At 63.4% G+C, this 19,146-nt stretch carries 16 protein-coding genes; 4 read left to right on the top strand and 12 right to left on the bottom strand.

From position 1 onward, the window contains the following. Positions 1–271: 271 nt before the first annotated feature. The 5 genes from MWN76_RS08175 to murI form a co-directional block, all read right to left on the bottom strand. The gene (locus MWN76_RS08175) at positions 272–682 is read right to left on the bottom strand and encodes a hypothetical protein (RefSeq protein WP_250460904.1); all 411 of its coding nucleotides are present in this window, start codon (positions 680–682) and stop codon (positions 272–274) included. 402 nt (positions 683–1,084) lie between these two features. Then, positions 1,085–2,158 carry a 3-deoxy-7-phosphoheptulonate synthase gene (locus MWN76_RS08170; RefSeq protein ID WP_250460903.1) on the bottom strand — a complete coding sequence of 358 codons (1,074 nt, stop codon included), beginning with the start codon at positions 2,156–2,158 and terminating at the stop codon, positions 1,085–1,087. Positions 2,159–2,519: 361 nt separating this feature from the next. Continuing rightward, entirely contained in the window at positions 2,520–5,966 is a 3,447-nt protein-coding gene (locus MWN76_RS08165) for a UvrD-helicase domain-containing protein (RefSeq protein ID WP_250460902.1), read from the bottom strand. Between the two features lie 136 nt (positions 5,967–6,102). Further along, positions 6,103–8,805 carry a PD-(D/E)XK nuclease family protein gene (locus MWN76_RS08160; RefSeq protein WP_250460901.1) on the bottom strand — a complete coding sequence of 901 codons (2,703 nt, stop codon included), beginning with the start codon at positions 8,803–8,805 and terminating at the stop codon, positions 6,103–6,105. Positions 8,806–8,976: 171 nt separating this feature from the next. Further along, the gene (gene murI / locus MWN76_RS08155) at positions 8,977–9,792 is read right to left on the bottom strand and encodes a glutamate racemase (protein ID WP_250460900.1); all 816 of its coding nucleotides are present in this window, start codon (positions 9,790–9,792) and stop codon (positions 8,977–8,979) included. A 68-nt stretch (positions 9,793–9,860) separates the two neighbouring features. On the opposite strand from murI, the gene MWN76_RS08150 reads away from it, so the two are divergent. From MWN76_RS08150 to MWN76_RS08140, 3 genes are read left to right on the top strand one after another with little or no spacing between them, the layout of a single operon-like run. Further along, positions 9,861–11,291: a DNA recombination protein RmuC gene (locus MWN76_RS08150; RefSeq protein WP_250460899.1), complete on the top strand. Its 1,431-nt coding sequence runs from the start codon at positions 9,861–9,863 to the stop codon at positions 11,289–11,291. A gap of 6 nt (positions 11,292–11,297) precedes the next feature. Then, positions 11,298–12,227 (top strand): AEC family transporter, encoded by a 930-nt coding sequence (locus MWN76_RS08145; protein WP_250460898.1) that lies wholly within the window; start codon positions 11,298–11,300, stop codon positions 12,225–12,227. Positions 12,228–12,240: 13 nt separating this feature from the next. After that, a complete protein-coding gene (locus tag MWN76_RS08140; RefSeq protein WP_250460897.1) occupies positions 12,241–12,705 on the top strand; it encodes a DUF2489 domain-containing protein in 465 nt (154 codons plus the stop codon). Between the two features lie 102 nt (positions 12,706–12,807). On the opposite strand, the gene trmA is transcribed toward MWN76_RS08140, so the two are convergent. Then, positions 12,808–13,896, bottom strand: coding sequence for a tRNA (uridine(54)-C5)-methyltransferase TrmA (gene trmA / locus MWN76_RS08135; RefSeq protein WP_250460896.1), 1,089 nt, complete (start codon positions 13,894–13,896; stop codon positions 12,808–12,810). A 67-nt stretch (positions 13,897–13,963) separates the two neighbouring features. Here trmA and MWN76_RS08130 point away from each other — a divergent pair, with 67 nt between their 5' ends. Further along, entirely contained in the window at positions 13,964–14,368 is a 405-nt protein-coding gene (locus MWN76_RS08130) for a secondary thiamine-phosphate synthase enzyme YjbQ (protein WP_250460895.1), read from the top strand. Positions 14,369–14,391: 23 nt separating this feature from the next. On the opposite strand, the gene MWN76_RS08125 is transcribed toward MWN76_RS08130, so the two are convergent. The 6 genes from MWN76_RS08125 to MWN76_RS08100 form a co-directional block, all read right to left on the bottom strand. Beyond that, the gene (locus tag MWN76_RS08125; protein WP_250461099.1) at positions 14,392–14,727 is read right to left on the bottom strand and encodes a TusE/DsrC/DsvC family sulfur relay protein; all 336 of its coding nucleotides are present in this window, start codon (positions 14,725–14,727) and stop codon (positions 14,392–14,394) included. Next, positions 14,727–15,008 (bottom strand): sulfurtransferase complex subunit TusB, encoded by a 282-nt coding sequence (tusB, locus tag MWN76_RS08120; RefSeq protein WP_250460894.1) that lies wholly within the window; start codon positions 15,006–15,008, stop codon positions 14,727–14,729. The genes MWN76_RS08125 and tusB overlap by 1 nt, the downstream gene beginning before the upstream one ends. Before the next feature lie 9 nt (positions 15,009–15,017). Continuing rightward, positions 15,018–15,380, bottom strand: coding sequence for a sulfurtransferase complex subunit TusC (gene tusC / locus MWN76_RS08115; protein ID WP_250460893.1), 363 nt, complete (start codon positions 15,378–15,380; stop codon positions 15,018–15,020). Positions 15,381–15,390: 10 nt separating this feature from the next. Continuing rightward, positions 15,391–15,780: a sulfurtransferase complex subunit TusD gene (gene tusD, locus MWN76_RS08110; protein WP_250460892.1), complete on the bottom strand. Its 390-nt coding sequence runs from the start codon at positions 15,778–15,780 to the stop codon at positions 15,391–15,393. Between the two features lie 64 nt (positions 15,781–15,844). Further along, the gene (locus MWN76_RS08105) at positions 15,845–16,522 is read right to left on the bottom strand and encodes a Bax inhibitor-1/YccA family protein (RefSeq protein ID WP_250460891.1); all 678 of its coding nucleotides are present in this window, start codon (positions 16,520–16,522) and stop codon (positions 15,845–15,847) included. A gap of 187 nt (positions 16,523–16,709) precedes the next feature. Then, positions 16,710–19,145 (bottom strand): endonuclease/exonuclease/phosphatase family protein, encoded by a 2,436-nt coding sequence (locus MWN76_RS08100; protein ID WP_250460890.1) that lies wholly within the window; start codon positions 19,143–19,145, stop codon positions 16,710–16,712. Position 19,146 lies beyond the last annotated feature (1 nt).

The raw sequence follows: 19,146 nt of genomic DNA, 5'->3' as shown, positions 1-19,146 counted from the left end.
CGATAATGCCGATTAAGTACAAGCAACCGTAGACGAGGGACAATTCTAGACCTAGAACGAGCACAAATAGAATCCAGTATGGATTTAGACCTTTCTTCCTTCTGTAGATGCTGATGGATAGCGGAACAAACCAAATCGAACTGTATAAGAGTCCCAAGAGTAGTAAATGGATCATACGTCGCGGTTACTCCCGCACAGTTAACGTTACCAGCTGCGGGCGGCCTGTGCTGTTTATGCGCGCAGCGCCGGAGTGTACAGCCTGGCCTGATTATTATTTCCACCCATTGATGGAAGTAATAGTGTACCTTTTACTATCATATATCCGTTCTTTAGAGCAAAAGTAATCAATGAAAATACCCATAATATTGGAGCTTCTGCTGCTTAAATAGCCAACCGTCTTCGGGCTTTCAGATCTCCTTGATAGTTCCGTGATGTAGGCAGATATTTCATTGCCCGCTTTATCTAGCAAAAAACTTCCGCTCCTTGCTGGAAGGCAACCATTATTTAGCTCCGGCGGGCCAACTACTTCTACCACTGTTCCGTTGTGTTCAGGGGAAATTTCTATCTTGAATCCCAGCCTTGAAGCTAAGTCTGGAGACAGCTCTACCTCTTCTGGGCCTCCACTACCAAAAGCTGAGGCCGCAAAAGCCATGTATATAATGAGTAAAATTCTTCGGATCATGCTCTATTCATAATGGTAATACCGTGGTCGTAACGACCGATATCTCCCCGCCTCATATCTGAATTGGTACGCTTTGGATAAAAGTGCGCTAACCTATTAGGTGTCAGATCTGAAGGAGTCTAACGCGTCCTTCCAAGCTGGGCAAAACGGTCTTCGAGATTCATGTCTCGATTCTTCGAACATCACTCAAGTCCCTGTTTTTACGTTGTTTATTGCCGCTTTTCTGTATGTGCAGAAATAACAGTCTCCGAGACCATATTTACGTGCATTTGTTCGCTGAAGGAAGGGTAAAGGCAGTGGCAGCTCTATCAAAATTGATTGTTTTTTGTTTAGTCGCTTCGCGCGGGAAAGAAAAAGGGCCGGCAATGCCGACCCTTGTAGATGGTTGCCTGTTCTGGCTTGTCAAGAATTGCGCACCTTCAACGGCTCCCGCAACTGCTCCGCCATCCCCAGCAACAGGGATTCAGTGGTCTCCCAGTCGATACACTTGTCCGTTACCGATACCCCGTATTCCATCTGGCTGTGGTCTTCGAGGATCTTCTGGTTGCCGGCTTTCAGGTTGCTTTCCACCATGATGCCGATAATGGACTTGTTGCCGTCCAGGATCTGGTGGGTGACGTTATCGACCACCAGTGGCTGCAGCTCGTGGTTTTTGTTGGAGTTGGCATGGCTGCAGTCGACCATGATATTGGGCTGGATGCCGGCCTTCTGCAGTTCCTGTTCGCACATGGCGACGCTGACGGAGTCGTAGTTGGGTTTGTCGTTGCCGCCGCGCAGTACCACGTGGCCGTATCGGTTGCCGGCGGTGTGGATGATGGCGACCTGGCCTTCCTTGTTGATACCCAGGAAGCGGTGCGGGTTGGCGGTGGACTGGAGGGCGTTGATGGCCACGTCCAGGCTGCCGTCGGTGCCGTTCTTGAAGCCCACGGCGGAGGAGAGGCCGCTGGCCATTTCGCGGTGGGTCTGGGATTCGGTGGTGCGCGCGCCGATGGCGGACCAGGAGATCAGGTCCTGCAGGTACTGGGGCGAAATCGGGTCCAGCGCCTCGGTGGCGGTGGGCAGGCCCAGTTCGGCGATATCGCGCAGCAGTTTGCGCCCGATATGCAGGCCCTCCTCGATCTTGAAGGAGTCGTTCAGGTGCGGGTCGTTGATCAGGCCTTTCCAGCCCACGGTGGTGCGGGGCTTCTCGAAATAGACACGCATGACAATCAGCAGGGTGTCGGACACCTGGTCCGAGATTTTCTTCAGGCGCTTGGCATAATCGATGGCGGCGTCCACGTCGTGGACGGAGCAGGGGCCGATCACCACCATCAGGCGGTGGTCCTTGCGGTCGAGGATATTGCGCACGTCGGCGCGGCCGGAGGCCACGGTGGCTTCGGCGGCATCGCTTACCGGCAGCTCGGCCTTGAGCGCTTCGGGGCTGATCAGGATGTCCTGGGAGACGACGTTGAGGTCGTCGAACTGCTGTGTGGTCATGTCGTTCACTACTTGCCTGTATTCGCTGAATCGCTTTGTTTCCGGGGCAAAGCGGGCATCTATCCTACTTGTGGAGCAGGGGTGGGGCTAGGGTTTCATTTGAAACTAATAGGGTTTTGGGGGGATTGGGGTTGAGGTGGAAGGTTTTTCCTAAAGTTTTTCGGGTTTCTGGTTGGATTTTGCGGTGGCTGGGGGCTTTGGGTGGGGGTTGAGGATGGGGAGTCGGGTTTGGCTGGCCTTTGGCCCGCTTTGCCGAGCTGGAGCTCGGCGCGCCCAGGGAGCGTCATGCCGGACTTGATCCGGGATCCAGGAGAAAGCGGCTGCGCCGCTTTTGCGGAGCTGGCGGCGGGCGTCCCCGGGGTTACTGGAGTTCGGCCAGGTGTTGGAACAGGGGGAAGTAGAGGGCGCAGCGGATATTGCGTTCGTCCCTGGCGTAGAAGAGTTTGCGGTAGGCCTCCAGTTGGCCGCGGTATTTTTCCAGTTGCGCGGCGATAAAGGTTTCGCGGTCTTCGCCGTCAGTCGGTTCGGCGGTCTTGTAGTCGACGATCCAGCGGGTGCCTTCGGCATCGATGAATGTTCGGTCGACGATGGAGCGGCGCAGCTGGCGGCCGCCGCTGTGGAGTTCCAGTTCGCAGGCGGAATCCCGGTGTGTCGCGTCCAGTAGCCAGCGGCCGGTTTGGCAGGCCAGGGTGTTGGCGATCGCCTGTTCGACTTTTTCCCCTGCCTTTTCCAGCCCGCTACCGTAGAGGCCGAGCTGGGCCAGGCGCAGTTGCCACAGCGGGCGTTGCCGGGAGCGCTTTTCCGCGTTCCAGTCCTGCAGGCCGGTCTCGGCAATGGTGGCCAGCGTCTCGTGGGCGACGGTGCCGGCGTGGCGCAGCCAGCGCTGGGCAACCTGGCCCATTTCGGGGATATTTGGTGGAGAGTCCGGCTCTTCGGGTTCCGGTGGCCGGTAGTCGGGCATGCGGTATTCGGCCAGCCACTCCTGTTTCGGCATTGCCGGTGGTTGCCAGTCCTGTGGCAGGCGCAGCAGGTAGTCGTGATCGCGCTGCCGGTGCTCCTGCTCTGCGGCTTCTTCCGGCACTTCGAGCCAGTGACACCAGTCGCTGTCATCGCTTTTCGGGATGGACGGCCAGATGCCGGTCAGCAGGGCGGCGCTGCCGGGGGCTTTGAGGATGCCTTTCTTTTCGTCGCGCTTGATTGCGGCCAGCAGGTGCAGCGAGCGGATGGCGCGGGTGCAGCCGACGTAGAGCAGGCGCGTGCCTTCCAATCGTTCGCGTTCGCTGTTGTCGTGCCTGAGGAAATCGAACACCGGGTCGGAATCGCCGCGGGCGCTTTTGGGGGCGAGCAGGAAGCGGGGTTCGCCGTCGCGGTTCAGCCATTCGGCCCAGCGCAGCAGTTGGTCGCCACCGGGTTTGCCGCCCTGGTCCAGGCCCGGGATCAGCACGTGCTCGAACTCCAGGCCCTTGGATTTGTGGATGGTCATCACCTGTACGCGGGCATCCTCGCCGGGGCGGGCGAAGAGTTTTTCCAGCGCGTTGTAGAATTGCTGCCAGTCCTCGATGCGACCGCCGCTGTCGAAATGTTCCAGAAGCTGGAAAAAGTCCTGCACATTGTCCAGCTCGTTTTTGTGCGCGACGGTGGCGGGGCCACCCAGGGCCAACCACAGGCCCTCGATCCAGGCGCGCAGCGGTTTGCGGCCGCGCTGCTGCCAGGCCCGCAGGATGGGATCGGCGGCGCGCTGCAGGCGCGCGCGGGCGTCTTCGCCCAGCAGTGGGATCTGGTCGATTTCCCGCAGGGCCAACAGCAGCGGGCGGGCGTTGGTGTCAGTGGGCGCTGTGTCGTCGTTGCCCCAGTTGGCCAGGGTATACAGGTCCGGCAATTGCAGACCGCACCAGGGCGCACGCAGCAGTGCCAGCCAACTGATGCGGTCGCTGGGGTCGAGCAGCGCGCGGGTCAGGCTGAGCAGGTCCACCACCACCATCTTGCTGGCCAGCGGCGCCAGGTCCGGCGCCTGGAATTCGATACCGGCGGCGCCCAGCGCCGGTAGTATCCGCTCCAGGTGTTTTTTCTTGCGCACCAGGATGGCGATACGGCCATCGGGATCTTTCCGCTGCAAGTCCCGCACCAGTTCGACGGTCTGTCGGGCCTCGCGGCTGCGCGCCTCGTCATCGATACAGCCGTAGAAATTAACCGCCGGGCCCGGCCATTTGATGCCCTTGAAAGCGTTGGATTGCAGGTAGCGCACGGCGCCGCGGCCGATATTGTCCTCGGGCGGAAACGCCTTATGAAAAGTGTCGTTGACCCAGTCCACCACCGCGGCTTCGGAGCGGAAATTCACCTGCAGGTCCAGCGGTGTCAGCTCGACTTCACCGATACCGCGACTGCGGGCGTCGAGGAAAATGCCCACGTTGGCGTTGCGGAAACCGTAACAGGACTGCATGCCATCGCCGACGATAAACAGTGTGCGACCATCGTCGGGCTGCCAGCCGGCGGTCAGTTTTTCCAGCAGTTGCAGTTGCATCTGCGAGGTGTCCTGGAATTCGTCCACGAGGATGTGCCTGGTCTGCACGTCCATTTTCAGCGCCAGGTCCGTGGGTTCGTCGCTGCTGCCGAGGGCCACCAGTGCGGCCTGGGCCACCTCGGTGTAATCGGTGGCGCCCAGTTGCTGGAAGACCAGTTTCAATTCGGCCACCAGTCTGGGCAGCACCTGGGCAAGGGATTGCAGCAGCCCCCACTGCTCCTGTTGCAGGCCTGTGGGCAGGGCGCGGGTTTCGTTGAAGGCCTCCAGCAGCTGTGTGTTGTCGCCGATCTCGAGAGACAGTTGATAGAGGCGGCTTTTGTATTCGTCGGCACCCGGCACTTCCTTTTCCGTGGGAAAGCCGTGGCGCTTGTCGACGCGCTTGCGGGGGCCGTTTTTGTCGGTCACCAGCATATTGATCAGCGCCAGCCAGCGGGGCAGGGCCTGGGCATCGCTGCCGGGCAGTGCCTCGATGCCGGCGCAATTCGCCAGTAAGTGCGACGGATTGTGTTCGCGCAGATAGCAGCCGGCGAAATCCGCGAGGTCCAGTATCTCCCCCTGGTAGATTTTTATTCGCTGTGCCAACAGCGCCAGGTTTTCCGCCACCAGTTCATCGATGACGAAATGGAAATAATCCTGCGCGCCTGCCGTGCCCACACTGAGCAGCGGCGCCAGCCACTGGTCGCGCTTTGCCAGCAGCATCTGCAGCAGTTTGTTCAGTTGGCCCAGGTCGTTGTCCAGGTGCAGCAGCAGTTGCTGCAGGGCCGTGTCCGGGGTTTTGCCGTCCAGGTGTTTGAGCAGGTTGACCACGGCCATTTCGAAGGCGATCTGGGTCTGCTCCAGCGGTTCGCCGGGGGCGCCCAGGCCGCTTTCGATCGGCAGCTGGCTGGCGAGACTGCGGCAGAGGCCGTCGATGGTCTGGATGCGCAGGCGCTGCGGTATCTGCAGCAGTTGCCAGTTGAGCTCGCGGTCCCGGTCGAGCAGTTTCCTGGCCAGCTCCCAGGTGATGGCTTCGTGCGGATTTTCGGGGCGCGCTGTATCGCGGGCCTGTTGCAGGGCTTCTATCAAACGCTCGCGCATCTCGCCGGCAGCCTTGCGGGTGAAGGTGATGGCGAGGACTTCTTCCGGCTGCTGGCAGGCGGCCAGCAGTTTCAGCACGCGCTGGGTCAGCAGGCCGGTTTTGCCGGAGCCGGCCGGGGCGGAGACGGCGAAGCTCTGGGTAATGTCCAGGGCCTGGGTGCGGGCTTGGGCGTCTACGGGTTGTGGGTTTTTTTCTAGCACTTCGGTCATCTGGAAGTTCTGTTGTGTTGTTCTCTCGTTATCCCGGTACCGGATCGAGTCCGGCATGACAATACGATCCGGGATCCGGGCGGGCCTTCGGCCCGCAAGCGGAGCTGGAGCTCCGCGCTCCCGGGGGCGGTCCGGGTCAGGCCTGTTCGCGTTCGGGCCAGCGGTTCAGGGGCCAGAGGTCGCGGTTGTTGTCTGCCGGGCGGTCGAAGACGAGCGTCGCGACGCCGTTGCGGTATTCGCCGGCGAGCATTTCCAGGCCCTGTTGCCAGTGGTCGCCCAGGTCCTGCCAGGTGGAATAGGGGGCATCCTTTTGGATGTCGGCGACAGCCTTGATCCCCTTGACCGGTTGTTCCAGTTCACCGCAGCCGCTCCACCTGCAGTCTCCGTAGCGCACCTGGCCGAAGGCAATAGCGCGGGCTTTGGGTTGGGCCAGGGCGTAGAGCGGCAGTTGGGGTTCGCGGATTCTTTCCGGGAGCCAGTCGTTGATGCTGGTCTGGCCGGTCTTGTAGTCGATCACCAGTTCCTCGCCACCGGCGAGACGATCCAGGCGGTCGAGGCGCAGGTTGAACTGCAGGCCGCCGATGGCCACCTGCTGCTCCCACTCGATTTTCTCCACCGAGAAGGCGGGGCGCCCGGCTTCGAGTGCCAGCCACTGGTCCATCAGCCTGTGCAGGCGCTGCTGCTCCATGGTCCAGAAGCCGGGCGGCAGGTGGGCGTACTTTTTACGCACGTTGCGCAGGGCGTTGTCGATGGCTTCAACGATCCGGCGCTTGCGCGCCTCCTCTTCCATCGACTGCAGCCGCGCGGCGTCGCTGCAGTGCTGCCAGAATTCCGCCAGCACCTGGTGGACGATATTGCCGCGCTCGGCCGGGGACAGGCCGATATCCGGGGCCATAAAATCGCTGGCGCCGAGGCGGTAGCGCAGCTGTGCGTTCAGTGGGCACAGGGCCTGGGCCTTCAGGACCGAGGCGCCGCCGCGGACATGTTCGCAGTCGGCGGGTGTCAATGGGGGAAGCTGGCTGTCGGTGACTTTTTCCAGTGCCGGCCCGGCGGCCAGTTGCGCGTTGTGTTCCCGCAGCGTATCGCCATCGAGCGGCTGGGCCGGTTCTGGATTGCCAAACAGGTTGCTGAGACCCTGCTGCACGCCATCTTCCTCGCAGGTGTAGCTGACGACGATATCGCCACTGGCGTTCAGCAGGTCGTCGCTCAGTTCGCGGGCCAGCTCCAGTTCCCGTTCGGCGCTGGCGCGGGGCATTTTCCAGTGTTTTTGCCACTGTATTGGCAGCAGCGGGTTGGGGGCCGGCGCGGCGGGCCACTGTTGCTGGCCGAAGCCGACAAGACGCAGGTGGTCGAAGGCCAGGCCGCCGGCCTCGAGCACGCCGAGAATCTGCAGTGGGCCGTCACGGGTCTCGGCCTGGAAGGGCGCGCGGCTGGCGATCTGGCGCAGTTGCTGCTGGGCCTGGGTCAGTGTCAGGCTGCCGCTGACGGCGGACAGCGCGGCCAGGCCTTCCAGCGCGCTCTCCCACTGCAGCAACTGCTGGTATTCCTGGCTGTCCGGATTGCGCTGGCCGGGCCAGCCGAGAGTGGCCAGCACGTCCGAAAAGCGCGCGGCCCAGATTTCCGCCGGCGCGCGCTGCCAGCGGCGCCGGCGGTCGCCGATCTGTTCCAGCTGGCGCGGCAGTAATGGCGTTTCAAGTCCGAGGCCTTCGGCGGTGCGCTCGGCCCAGTAGCGCAGGGTTGCGCCGTCGATACGGCGCAGTTCCAGTTTTTGCAGGCGGCGGAAGAGGGCGCTGCGCAGTCCTGTTTCTCCTGTTTCCCCGTCGTCGCCCCAGAAGGGGCAGAACAGCAGGTTGCGCAGTTGCGAGTAGTCCCAGTCTTCCTCCAGCAGTTGTAACAGCTGCAGCGCGGCGCTGCCGATGGGTGTGCTGGCCAGCGGCGTGCCGGCGGAGAAGTTGAACGGCAGTGTGTAGCGGTGCTGGCCCGGGTCGAGGAATTGCGGTTCCAGCACGCGGGCGAAAACCGATTCCACCAGCGCGCGGCACTGGCCCAGGTTGTTGACGACGATACCGACGCTGGCGCGGCTGTCGTGTTCAAGTTTTTGTGCGGCCCAGCGTGCGGCCTGGTAGAGCTCCTGCTCCAGGTCCCGGCAGGGGGCGCTGTAGATTTGCGGTTTGCGTTCTGTGGCCGGGCGGGGGACCACCTTGTCCGCGGCGCCCTGGATAATCGCCTCGGCCAGTGGCGAGATCTGCGCGAAGCCGGCGGTGTCGATCTGCGGCCGCTTTTCCAGTGCGCCATCGTTCAGGGCGCGCAGTATCAGTTGGTCGCGCTGGTCCGGGGTGATGGCGTTGTGTCGGTCGAGCTGCCCGGTGAAGGCACGGATCATGCGGAACACTGGGTAGTCGTCGCGGTTCAGGCCCAGGGCGAACTGTTCCAGCAGCGGTTCCACGGCTTCGTCTATCCGCTGGAGGTCGTCGATCAGTCGCCACTGCAGCAGTTGCGCCAGGGCGCCGTCGGCATCGCGGCAGAGCTGCTGGCTGTTGAGCAGCTCGCGCTCCAACGATTCATCCAGCGCCCGCTGCCACAGGATCTGGCGCTGTTCGCGGTTCAAGACCTGTTTCAGCGCCGGTTTCCAGCCCCGCTGTTGCAGGCCGAACCAGGTTTTCTCCAGCCAGCCACTGAGGGATTCCACCGGCGGTGGCGCCCAGCAGGCCCCTGCGGGTTGCTGCGCCGCATAGACCTGCTGACAGCGGTTGCGCAGGCGGTTGTTGGGGGTCAGCAGCAGGCCTCCCGGGGGGAGTTGTGCGAGGATTTCCAGGGCGGGAAACGCCGGTTGCAGCATGGATTTCTGGTGTCCGAGTTCTTGGAGGGGTGGGCTTAACGGTCGCCTTTTGGGTCCGGGGGTGTCAACCCGTAGGGTGCGCCGTACGCACTGATCCAGCAGTGGTGCGAGGCCGCCATGGATGGCGGTCATGCAGAGAATGCATGGAGCAATTATCTGCCACGGCGCACCCTACACAGTATTCAGGGGATCGAACTCTGCAAAGGCCCCGCGGATCTTTTTGTCTTCGTCCACGGCGCTGGTCAGCAGTTGGCTGGCCCCGGGCTTGTCGGGCGGCGCAAGTTTCAGTTCCTCCAGCCACCAGCCCACGCGCCGTGCAATGGCGGCACCCGAATCCAGCCATTGAATACGCCGCGGCGCATAGCGGTCAAGTTCCTCCCGCAGAAGCGGGAAATGGGTGCAGGCCAGCACGGCGATATCCACGCTGTCGCCGCCGGCGGTGTGGAAGATGCGCGCCAGCACCGGCGCCAGGTCGCGGGCGGAGATCGCCTCGCCGCGCAGTTTGGCCTCGGCCAGGCGCACCAGTTCGGGCGCCGGTACGTTGATCACGCGGCAGCCGTTGCCGAACTGCTGGATCAGGTCGCGGGTATAGTTACGGTTGACCGTTCCCTCAGTGGCGATCAGGGCGATGGTGCCGGTGCGGCTGGCGGCGGCCGCCGGTTTGACCGCCGGTACCACGCCCACCACCGGTTGGCTCAGCACTTCGCGCAACTGGGGCAGAGCCAGGGTGCTGGCGGTGTTGCAGCCGACGACGAGGATATCGGCGCCGCTGGCGGTCATCATGGCAGTGGCCTGTTCGACGATCCGCGGCCTCAGAGCCTCCTCGCTGCGGCTGCCGTAGGGGTAGAAGCCGTTGTCGATGCCGAAATGCAGCGTCAGGCCCGGCAGCAGCCGGCGGATCTCGCGGGCGATGCTGATGGCGCCGACGCCGGAATCGAAGATCAGCGCGCTGGGGGGCAAACTGTTAGAATAAGCGACTTCCGCCATCGACCTGCAAAACCGTCCCGACTGCTTGACTCAGTCGTACAAGAATACCGCAAATCCGAGAGTTTTTTATGGAATTGTTCCCGCTGCAAGTGACTGCCGAACACGCGATTCTCGCCACCGTTTTGCTGGTGCTGCTGCCCGGCCTGGCGTTCTGGCTGGGCAGGGCGGGTGTGCAGCGACGGCTGGAACAGGCGCTCGCAGAGCTGCAGGACACCGGCGCGGAACTGAAAATCGCCGGCTCGCGTCTCGACGGCAGCCGTGAGCGGGAGTCGCAGTTGCAGGCCGAGATACAGAAACTGCGCGCCGAGCTCGAGGAAAAACTGCAGCGCCTGACCCGCAGCCAGGTGCTGGTGGAGAAGGGCGAAGCCGCGCTGGCGGAGCAGCGCCAGCTGCTGGAACAGACCCGCAAGGCGATGACGGAGCAGTTCGAGAACCTGGCCAACCGCATCTTCGAGGAGAAGCAGCAGGCCTTCGCACGCCGCAGCGAGGACAGCCTGCGCAAGAGCCTGGACCCGCTGGAGCGCCAACTGGGGGATTTCCGCAAGCGCGTCGAGCATGTCTATGACCAGGAGAACCGCGAGCGCGGCAGCCTGGTGGGCCAGATCAAGGCGCTGCGGGAGCAGACCCAGCGCATCAGTGATGAGGCCCTGAACCTGACGTCGGCCCTGAAGGGCGACCGCAAGATCCAGGGCAACTGGGGCGAGGTGGTACTGGAGCGGCTGCTGGAGCAGTCCGGCCTGCAGAAGGGCCGCGAGTATGAAACCCAGGTTTCTCTCAAGACTGGCACCAGCGACGGCCGCCGCCAACAGCCGGACGTGATCGTGCGCCTGCCGGAGGGCAAGGACCTGATCATCGACTCGAAAGTCTCTCTGGTGGACTACGAGCGCTACGCATCGGCGGAGACCGACGACGAGCGCGCCCAGGCGCTGAAACAGCACGTAAACTCCCTGCGCGCCCATATCACCGGCCTGAACAAGAAGGCCTACGAGCAGCTCGAGGGCGTGCGCACGCTGGACTTCGTCTTTATCTTCGTGCCCATCGAGGCCGCCTATATGCTGGCGATGCAGGGCGACCCGAACCTGTTCCGCGACGCCTACGAAAAACACATTGTGCTGGTCAGCCCCACCAGTCTGATGGCGACGTTGCGCACGGTGGAGAATATCTGGCGCTACGAAAAGCAGAACAAGAACGCCGAGAAGATCGCCGCCGAGGCGGGCAAGCTGCACGACCAGTTCGCGATGGTGCTGGAATCCCTCGACGCGCTCGGGGAGCGCCTGCGCCAGGCGGACGACGCCTACCAGCAGACCTACAAGCGCCTGGCCACCGGCCGCGGCAACGCCGTCAAGCGCATCGACAGCCTGCGCAAGCTGGGCGCCAAGACCCGCAAGCAGATCAGTGCCGACCTGCGCGAAGAGGCGGAGGGTAGCGATCGCAAGGGCCTGCCGGAGCCGGAGGTCGAGGCTACAGAAGAGACCGAAACCGAAAGCGACGGCGAATAGCGCCCCGTGGAAACTTTCGCCTTCGCGCTGTCTGTTACCGGCCCCATTTTCCTGACGCTGATCGTCGGCTACTGGCTGGCGCGCGTCGGCCTGCTGCGCGATGCGTTTGTGGACGATGCGTCAAAGCTGGTCTTTATGATCACGCTGCCGGTGCTGCTGTTTATCAATATCTTTACCGCCGATGCAGAGCTGGGCCAGGAGCTGCCGCTGCTGGCGGCGGGCCTGCTGGGCACGGTGATTACCATCCCGCTGGCTTGGCTGGCGGCGCGGCCGCTGGTGCATGGCGACCGCAGCGCCTTTATCCAGGGTGCCTTCCGCGGCAACCTGGGCATCATCGGCCTGGCCTGGGCGGCCAATGCCTACGGCAGCGGCGGCCTGGCGCAGGCGGCGCTGCTGATGGCGGGGGTCACCATCCTGTACAATATTGCCGCGGTGACGCTGTTTGCGGTCTACAGCAGCGAGGTACGCTTCAGCTGGGGCAAGCTGGCGAAGGATATCGCCCAGAACCCGCTGATCGTCGCCATCGTACTGGCGCTGGTCTGCCGTGAGATCGGCCTGGTGCTGCCGGAAATACTGCTGCAGACCGGTGACTACCTGGCCTCGATCACGCTGCCGCTGGCACTGTTGTGTATCGGTGCCAGCCTGGATTTCAGTCTGCTGCGGCGCAGCTCGTTGGCGGCCTTCGGGGCCACGGCGATCAAGCTGCTGGGTGTGCCGGCCGTACTGTTGGCGTGCGGCTGGCTGCTGCGGCTGCCGGCGCAGGCCATGGGCGTATTGCTGCTGCTGGCGGCCACGCCGAGCGCCACCGTGTCCTTTATCATGGCGCGGGCCATGGGCGGCAACAGCCAGCTGGCGGCCAATATCGTCGCCCTGAGTACACTGCTGTCGATTGTTACCGCCAGCCTGGGGCTGGCGCTGCTAGAAATTTGGTTCTGAGAGGTTTCTTCCCATGACGGTTTTCCCCACCTGGCTGCTGGTTGTCGCCGCGCTGATTATTTTCGCGCTCGCCGCGGTGGCCGGCTATTACCTGCGCAAGCTGAACCTGGCGCAGAAAAAACAGGCCGCGCAGCTGGCGGAGCTGGAACAGGCCGCATCGGACCAGCGCCAGCGGGTCAACGACAGTATCCAGATCTTAGCCCGCACACTGCTCGACGATGGTGTCGGTGTTACCGAGGCGTCGATCCGGATTCGCGTGCTGCTGGATGCGTTGCAGGTGGAGCAGGGGATCAAGGACGAGTTCGTGGCCTTCTACACCGTGGCCGACAAGACCAGCCATATTCCGATCCTGCAGGAATGGAAGAAACTGCCGCGCAAAAAGCAGTTCCAGTTTGAAATGGAGATGGCGCAGGTCGAGAGCGAGTACAAGGATTTTGCGCTGGATGCGGCGAAGAGGATCCTCGGTCGGGAGTTTTGATGGCGTTCCGTTCGCCGGGGTTACCCTGTAGGAGCCTGCCCTGCAGGCGAAAAGAGCCGGGGCCCTCGGGCCCTCTTGCCGTTTCGCCTGCAGGGCAGGCTCCTACTCGCGCACCAGCAACAGGCCGGTTTCGGTGTGATCCGTATACGGAAACTGGTCGAACAGTGCAAAGCGCTCGATCCGGTGCGTCTTGCTCAATTCCTTCAGGTTGTCCAGCTGCGTCTCCGGATTGCAGGAGATGTACAGAATCCGCGGAAAGCGTGCCACCATTGCGCAGGTGTCCGCGTCCAGCCCGGCCCGGGGCGGGTCTACCAGCACGGTGGAGAAATCGTAGCTGTCCAGGTCGATATCCTTCAGGCGCCGGAAGGGGCGCACCCTGTCGATGGCCTGGGTAAATTCCTCGCTTGATAGACGCACGATATCCAGGTTGTCGACGCCGTTCGCGCGGATATTTTCCTGTGCGGCATTGACCGATACCTTGGACACCTCGGTAGCCAGCACCCTGTCGAAATGCTCGCACAGGGGAATGGTGAAATTGCCGTTGCCGCAGTAGAGCTCCAGCAGGTCGCCGCCCGCATCCCGGCAGGCATCCCCGGCCCAGCCGATCATCGAGCGGCAGATTTCGCCGTTGGGCTGGGTAAAACTGCCCTCGACCTGTTTGTACTGGTAAGTCCTGCCGCCGATCGGCAATTTCTCGATCACGTAATCCCGTTCCAGCACCAGCTTCTGTTTGCGCGAGCGGCCGAGGATCGGGAAGCCGAGTTTTTCCTGCAGTGCGCGGGCCTCCGTTTCCCACTGTTCGTCCAGCTTCTTGTGGTAGATCAGTGTGATCAGTGCGTCGCCGGCGAGCGTGGTCAGGAACTCGGCGGAGAACAGCCGCTTTCGCAGTGTCTCGCTCTGGTTGACCGCCTCCAGCACCTTTGGCATCAGTTGGTTGATCAGTTCCGAGCCGACGGTGAACTCGTCGATGATAAACGGCTTCTTGTATTCGCCCTGGCGGTACATGGCATAGTGGGCGCGGCCGTCTTCCTGCCACACCTTGAATTCGGCCCGCAGGCGGTAGTGGATCGGCGGCGACGGGAACAGCTCCGGCTCCAGGTCGGTGTATTCACGGTAGGCCCGGCGCAGCCGTTCGGCCTTGCGCTGCAGCTGATCGTTGTAGTCGTCGGTGTTAACCCGGTGTATGGCCATATTAAAATGCGGTGGTATCTGCAGTGGAGCGGGCGCGCATTGTAAAGGAAAGGGTTGAGGAATCTCTATGGCAATTAGTGAGATTGGAATCCTGGTGAGTGGCCAGGGGCTGCACGAGTTCACGGACCAGGTGGCGGACTGGCTGGGCGGGCAGGGCGTGGACGAGGGGCTCTGTACCCTGTTTATCCAGCACACCTCGGCCAGCCTGCTGATCCAGGAGAATGCCGATCCGTCGGCGCGCGTGGACCTGGAGAACTGGCTCAACCGGCTGGTGCCGGAGAACGACCCGCTCTATACCCACACGCTGGAGGGGGCGGACGATATGCCGGCGCATATCAAGGCGGCGCTGACGGCGACCAGCCTTTCGGTTCCGGTTAAAAATGGCCGACTGATGCTGGGGACCTGGCAGGGGCTATATCTGTGGGAGCATCGGCACCACCGGGGAAAACGGAAGGTGATCGTGCATATCTGAGCCGGCCCCTCCCCCCGGGAAATCTAGAGGCAGTTGGTCGGCTTCGGCAGCCCGGCTATCTTGCTGGCCACCTTGGCCGGGCTCGGCGGAAACAGCTGCATCAGGTAAATGCTGCGGCCCTTGTCCGCTCCCAACTGCTGGCCGACGTATTTCACCAGCGGTCGCATGGCCGGCGACAGTTCGAATTCCCGGTAGAAATCCTGCAGCAGCCGGATCACTTCCCAGTGCGCGTCGGTGAGTTCGATACCTTCGGCCTTCGCCAGCGCCTCAGCCACCGCCGGGTTCCAGTCGTCCAGCTCGCGGAGGTAGCCCTCCTTATCCAGTGCTATCTCGCGGCCCTCTATCTGCATACTGCCCATCACTTGAACCAGCTGACGATCGGTTTGTGTTCGACGCACAGCGACACCCAGCGGGCGTCGTCGATAGCCTGGAATGTCTCCGGTACCTGCAGGCCGCGGGCATCCGCATCGGTCTTCAGGCAGTAGACGGGCCCCACGGCAATATTCTCGGGCATAAAACCGCTCGCGGCGTAGGTGCCGTCCTCGATCAACAGCAGTGCATCGCCATCGCTGAAGGTGCCGATGCAGTCGGCGAGGGCGTTGGAGCTGAAGGGGGATCTGCTGACGATATGCAGGGTCATGTGCTTGCCTCAGAAACTCAGGACAGAATCGAAGCCGGCGATAAACCCACCGGTATCGGCCACCAGTTCAATCTCCGCGCCGGCTATCGCCAGCTGCTTCGCGTCGATACCGCGTTCGAGCAGGCTGCGCTCGCAGACATGAATGGTCTCGATGCCGAACATCGGCAGCGCCTGCAGGTTGCGCAGCAGGCTCTTCTGGCCGATTGCCGACGGGGCCTGCTCCGGCAGCAGCTGGAAGACGCCGTCGCGCAGGAACAGCACCGCCGGCGCTTGATCCATGGCCGCGGCGGCCAGTATCGCCTCCAGCCCTTCGCGGGCCAGGGCGTCGCCGTAGGGGGCCTGGCGACAGAGGGCAAGTGTGTTTGTTGTCATCATCGTGTCCCTAACCGAATGTGACGACGCGATCGGAATTGGCGCTGGCGTCGGCCAACTGCCCCAGTCCGGCCAGCTCAAAGCCGTCGGCGAGGTTGGCGGCGGGTTTCTCCAGCCGCCTGGCTTCGCTGTCGCTCAGCAGCCCGCGGCGCTGGGCCGCGGCGATGCATACCACCAGGTCCAGGCCGTGCTCGCGTTGCAGTGCCTGCCAGTCGCCGACGGTGTCGGTCTCGTCCTGGGGCGGGGCGCTGAGGGCACTGCCGTTGTGGACGCCATCGCCATAGAAAAAGACGCGGTACAGCTGGTGGCCCTGGGCCAGCAGTGTGCGGGCGAAGCGCAACGCGGTAGCGGCGGACTCGGAGGCGTGCGGGGCGCCGTAGATAACCAGGGAAAATTTCATAGTAGCCACATAGCAAAATGCCCCGCGGAGCGGGGCATTGGGTTCGGCCGTTCCAGGCTGCGGATCAGTCGTCGGCGGCGAAGCCGAAGATGTGCAGCAGGCTGGTGAACAGGTTCAGGATGGAGATATACAGGGACGTGGTCGCCATGATGTAGTTGGTCTCGCCACCGTTCACGATGCGGCTGGTGTCATACAGGATGAAGCCGGAGAACAGCAGCGCGATCACGCCACTCAGGGCCACGCTTGCCAGTGGCATGTACACGCCGAAGAAGCTGGCGATCATCATGCCCAGCGCGCACACCAGTACCGCGATCAGGCCCACGAACAGGAAGCCGCCCATGAAGCTGAAGTCCTTGCGGGTGGTCAGCACATAGGCGGACAGCGCAAAGAAGATCAGTGCGGTGGTACCCAGCGCCTGGGTGATGACCTGGCCGGCGCCGGCGGAAATGTAGTAGTTCAGGATCGGGCCCAGTGACGCGCCCAGCAGGCCGGTAAAGGCGAAGACCACGCCGATACCCTTGCCGGAATTGGCGGTGCGCGGCAGTACGAACCAGATCAGGCCCAGTGCGACCAGTGAACAGATGATGCCCATGCCGCGGCCCATGCCCACCGCCATGGCGACGCCGGCGGTAAAGGCGCTGAACAGTACGGTCATGGCCAACAGGGCATAGGTATTGCGCAGTACCTTCGCCGTTTCCGAGCGATCCACTGCGCGGGACTGTGAGTAAACGTGCGGCTGCATTAGCGACTCCTGCTATTGAATATTACGAGAATCATATAGCCAGCGATCGGGACCATCAAGTCAGTCCGCCAATTCGCAATCGCGGGCCGGCGAATCGGTTTTCGCGCCATCCTGCGGTGCCCCGGTGGCGCCGCTTCCGGACATGGATATGGGGGCAATGGGCGCCGTTTCAATCCCCGCCGACCCATCAGTCGTCACCGGCCGGTATTTCGATATCGGCAATCAGTGGCAGGTGGTCCGAGGCCTGCCGGGTCAGCTCGGTGGCCGGGACCACGATGCGTTCCACGCGGATATCCCGGCTGGTGTAAATATAATCGATCCGCGCCTTGGGCATACCGCTGAAAAAGGTGCCGCGGGGCTTGTGGCCGGGTGCCGCCACCTGGGCGTCGCGCAGTTGGTTAGTCAGCCGCTTGATCTCGGCGGCGTTGGGCAGCGCGTTGAAATCCCCCATCAGTACCTTCGGGCCCTCGCAGCGGGGGTGTGACAGCCAGTCGGGGCCGAGCAGTGCGTCCACCTGGCGCAGGCGCTCGGCCTTGGACAGTCCCAGGTGGGTGTTGATGACCTGCAGTTTCTGCCCTTCGTACTCCACCTCGACCCAGACGGCGCCGCGGGGCTCGTCCGCGGCGGGATTGAACAGGCTGCTTTTGCCGTTGGGCGGGCCCGGCAGTATGTCTTTCCTGACCAGGCGCACGGGCAGGCGGGTGAGGATGGCATCGCCGTAGCGCTCTTCTTCCAGGTGCAGGGCGGGTTGGAAGTGCACGTCCATGGCCAGCAGCCGTGCCAGCCGCTCGGCCTGGTCCAGGCCACCGCTGCGCTCGCGCAGCACGTCCAGCTCCTGCAGCGCCACCACATCCGGCTGGTAGCGCGCGATGACGCGGGCGATGCGCTGCGGCGACAGCTTGCCGTCGATGCCGCGGCAGCTGTGCACGTTGTAGGTCATGACGCGCAGGGTTTTCACCGCTGCCCGCCGGCGCCGGCCGGCCATGGGTTTGACCCCGCGCAGGTAGGCGCGGGCGGTGGCGCGCAGTTCCTCCGGACGCCAGTGGCCTCGTTCCGGATTCGGCGGCGGTATATCCTCCGGCATCAGCGCGAAGGCGTGGGTCTCGTTGGGTGCGGCGCCGCCGTGGCTGCCGTTTTCCATGGCGAAGGTCAGCGGCCTGTCCATGCCCGCGCACCAGCCGTACATCATGAAATCGCCGGCGTCCGGATGGTGGCAGAGTTGCGCCATATCGGCGGCCGCCTCCTGCGGAAACGGGTGGTCGTGGCCCAGTACCCGCGGGCCGTCTTCCGGCATCCGGATCGGGCCCGCGGCCCACCAGCCGTGTATTTCGGAGGCGGGGTCGGCGGGATCCGAGCGATACAGGACCAATGGCACCCGGGCCTTCTCGACGATCAGCCGCGCGACCTCGGCGCGGGGAGTGCCGTTCAGCTCCAGGTTGTAGAGCATCGCCAGCGGCCCCAGTGCCGCCAGCGCGAGCGGGGTGTCCGTCGCGTGGTCGTCGCCACCGTCGCCGGGCGTGATTTTTTCCATCCACTCACTGCCGAACAATCGCGCGCGTTCCAGCTCGATACCGCGGCGGCTCTTGCAGGGATACCTGTCCGGGCTTCCCGGCAAGTCCGACAGCGCATCGGCCAACGCCTGGCCCAGGCTGCGGCCGAACTCCTCCTCGTAGGGGTGGGTCTGTTCCTGGCCGTGGTCGGAGAAGATCCAGACGTCGTAGTGGCGGCGGTCGGAGCGGTGCGCGGCGCGCCAGATGCGGGCGATGGCGTCGTCGATACCCTTGAGCACCCAGTGGGCGAAGGCCGAGCGCGGGCCGCGGCGGTGGGACTGCTCGTCGTAGCCCAGCAGGTTGATGTAGATCACCGGCAGGCCGCGGGCGATATCGATCTTGACGCCGATGGTGCAGAGTTCGCGCATCAGGATGGTGACGGCGACGCGGGTGGGGATAAACATCAGCTCGCGCACCAGGTCCTGGCCCTTGAGGACGCCGCGCACACAGTCGGCGATCGCCAGCACGAATTCGACCACCACCAGGGCGGCGGTACGCACCAGGCTCCAGGCGTTGGTCAGCAGCATCAGGAAGACTTTCCAGGGGCTGGCGTCGCGCAGCGCCGGTCCCCAGCCCTGGTCGGCGGGGCAGAAGTGGGCCTCGCCGTGATCGGCGCCGGCACGGAACAGGCTCAGGTAGCAGCTGCCACCGGAAAGCAGCGGGTCGCGACAGCGGGCGTTGAGTTTTTCCTCCACCCGTGCGGCCACTTCCGGATCGTACATCCGCACCAGCTTCTGGCTCTCTTTCATCATGAAGCCGAACGCCGGCACCGCCTGTCGCACGCCGAAGAACAGCTCCGCCTGTACCGCCGGGGTGGTGGAGGGCACGCCCGGGTAAAGGTGTTCCAGGTGGTAGTGCTCCCTCCTGATCAGCCGTTTCAGGAACGGCATGCGCCCCCGGGCCAGTGCCCGCTCCAGTTGCGGGTGGGCGAGGCCGTCGATCTGGATCAGCACCAGCCCGGGGTCGCTGGGCGCGCAGTCGCTGGTGGGCAGACCCAGCAGGTGGGTCATCCATTCGCTGCGGCTGAAACGTCGGCGCCAGCGGCGCAGGCGGGATGTAATACGATCTAACATC

Origin of the sequence: Microbulbifer litoralis, assembly GCF_023634065.1 — a bacterium.
GTDB classification, from domain to species: Bacteria; Pseudomonadota; Gammaproteobacteria; order Pseudomonadales; family Cellvibrionaceae; genus Microbulbifer; species Microbulbifer litoralis.
The sequence above is the reverse complement of the archived record's forward strand: the minus strand, read 5'-3'. Positions and strand labels throughout refer to the sequence as shown.

Coding starts and splice junctions, on each gene's coding strand:
- tusC (WP_250460893.1), bottom strand. CDS start 15,380: ATGACAACAAACACACTTGCCCTCTGTCGCCAGGCCCCCTACGGCGAC.
- MWN76_RS08165 (WP_250460902.1), bottom strand. CDS start 5,966: ATGACCGAAGTGCTAGAAAAAAACCCACAACCCGTAGACGCCCAAGCC.
- MWN76_RS08150 (WP_250460899.1), top strand. CDS start 9,861: ATGGAATTGTTCCCGCTGCAAGTGACTGCCGAACACGCGATTCTCGCC.
- MWN76_RS08100 (WP_250460890.1), bottom strand. CDS start 19,145: ATGTTAGATCGTATTACATCCCGCCTGCGCCGCTGGCGCCGACGTTTC.
- trmA (WP_250460896.1), bottom strand. CDS start 13,896: ATGGCCATACACCGGGTTAACACCGACGACTACAACGATCAGCTGCAG.
- MWN76_RS08170 (WP_250460903.1), bottom strand. CDS start 2,158: ATGACCACACAGCAGTTCGACGACCTCAACGTCGTCTCCCAGGACATC.
- MWN76_RS08105 (WP_250460891.1), bottom strand. CDS start 16,522: ATGCAGCCGCACGTTTACTCACAGTCCCGCGCAGTGGATCGCTCGGAA.
- MWN76_RS08175 (WP_250460904.1), bottom strand. CDS start 682: ATGATCCGAAGAATTTTACTCATTATATACATGGCTTTTGCGGCCTCA.
- MWN76_RS08125 (WP_250461099.1), bottom strand. CDS start 14,727: ATGGGCAGTATGCAGATAGAGGGCCGCGAGATAGCACTGGATAAGGAG.
- tusB (WP_250460894.1), bottom strand. CDS start 15,008: ATGACCCTGCATATCGTCAGCAGATCCCCCTTCAGCTCCAACGCCCTC.
- MWN76_RS08130 (WP_250460895.1), top strand. CDS start 13,964: ATGGCAATTAGTGAGATTGGAATCCTGGTGAGTGGCCAGGGGCTGCAC.
- tusD (WP_250460892.1), bottom strand. CDS start 15,780: ATGAAATTTTCCCTGGTTATCTACGGCGCCCCGCACGCCTCCGAGTCC.
- MWN76_RS08160 (WP_250460901.1), bottom strand. CDS start 8,805: ATGCTGCAACCGGCGTTTCCCGCCCTGGAAATCCTCGCACAACTCCCC.
- murI (WP_250460900.1), bottom strand. CDS start 9,792: ATGGCGGAAGTCGCTTATTCTAACAGTTTGCCCCCCAGCGCGCTGATC.
- MWN76_RS08140 (WP_250460897.1), top strand. CDS start 12,241: ATGACGGTTTTCCCCACCTGGCTGCTGGTTGTCGCCGCGCTGATTATT.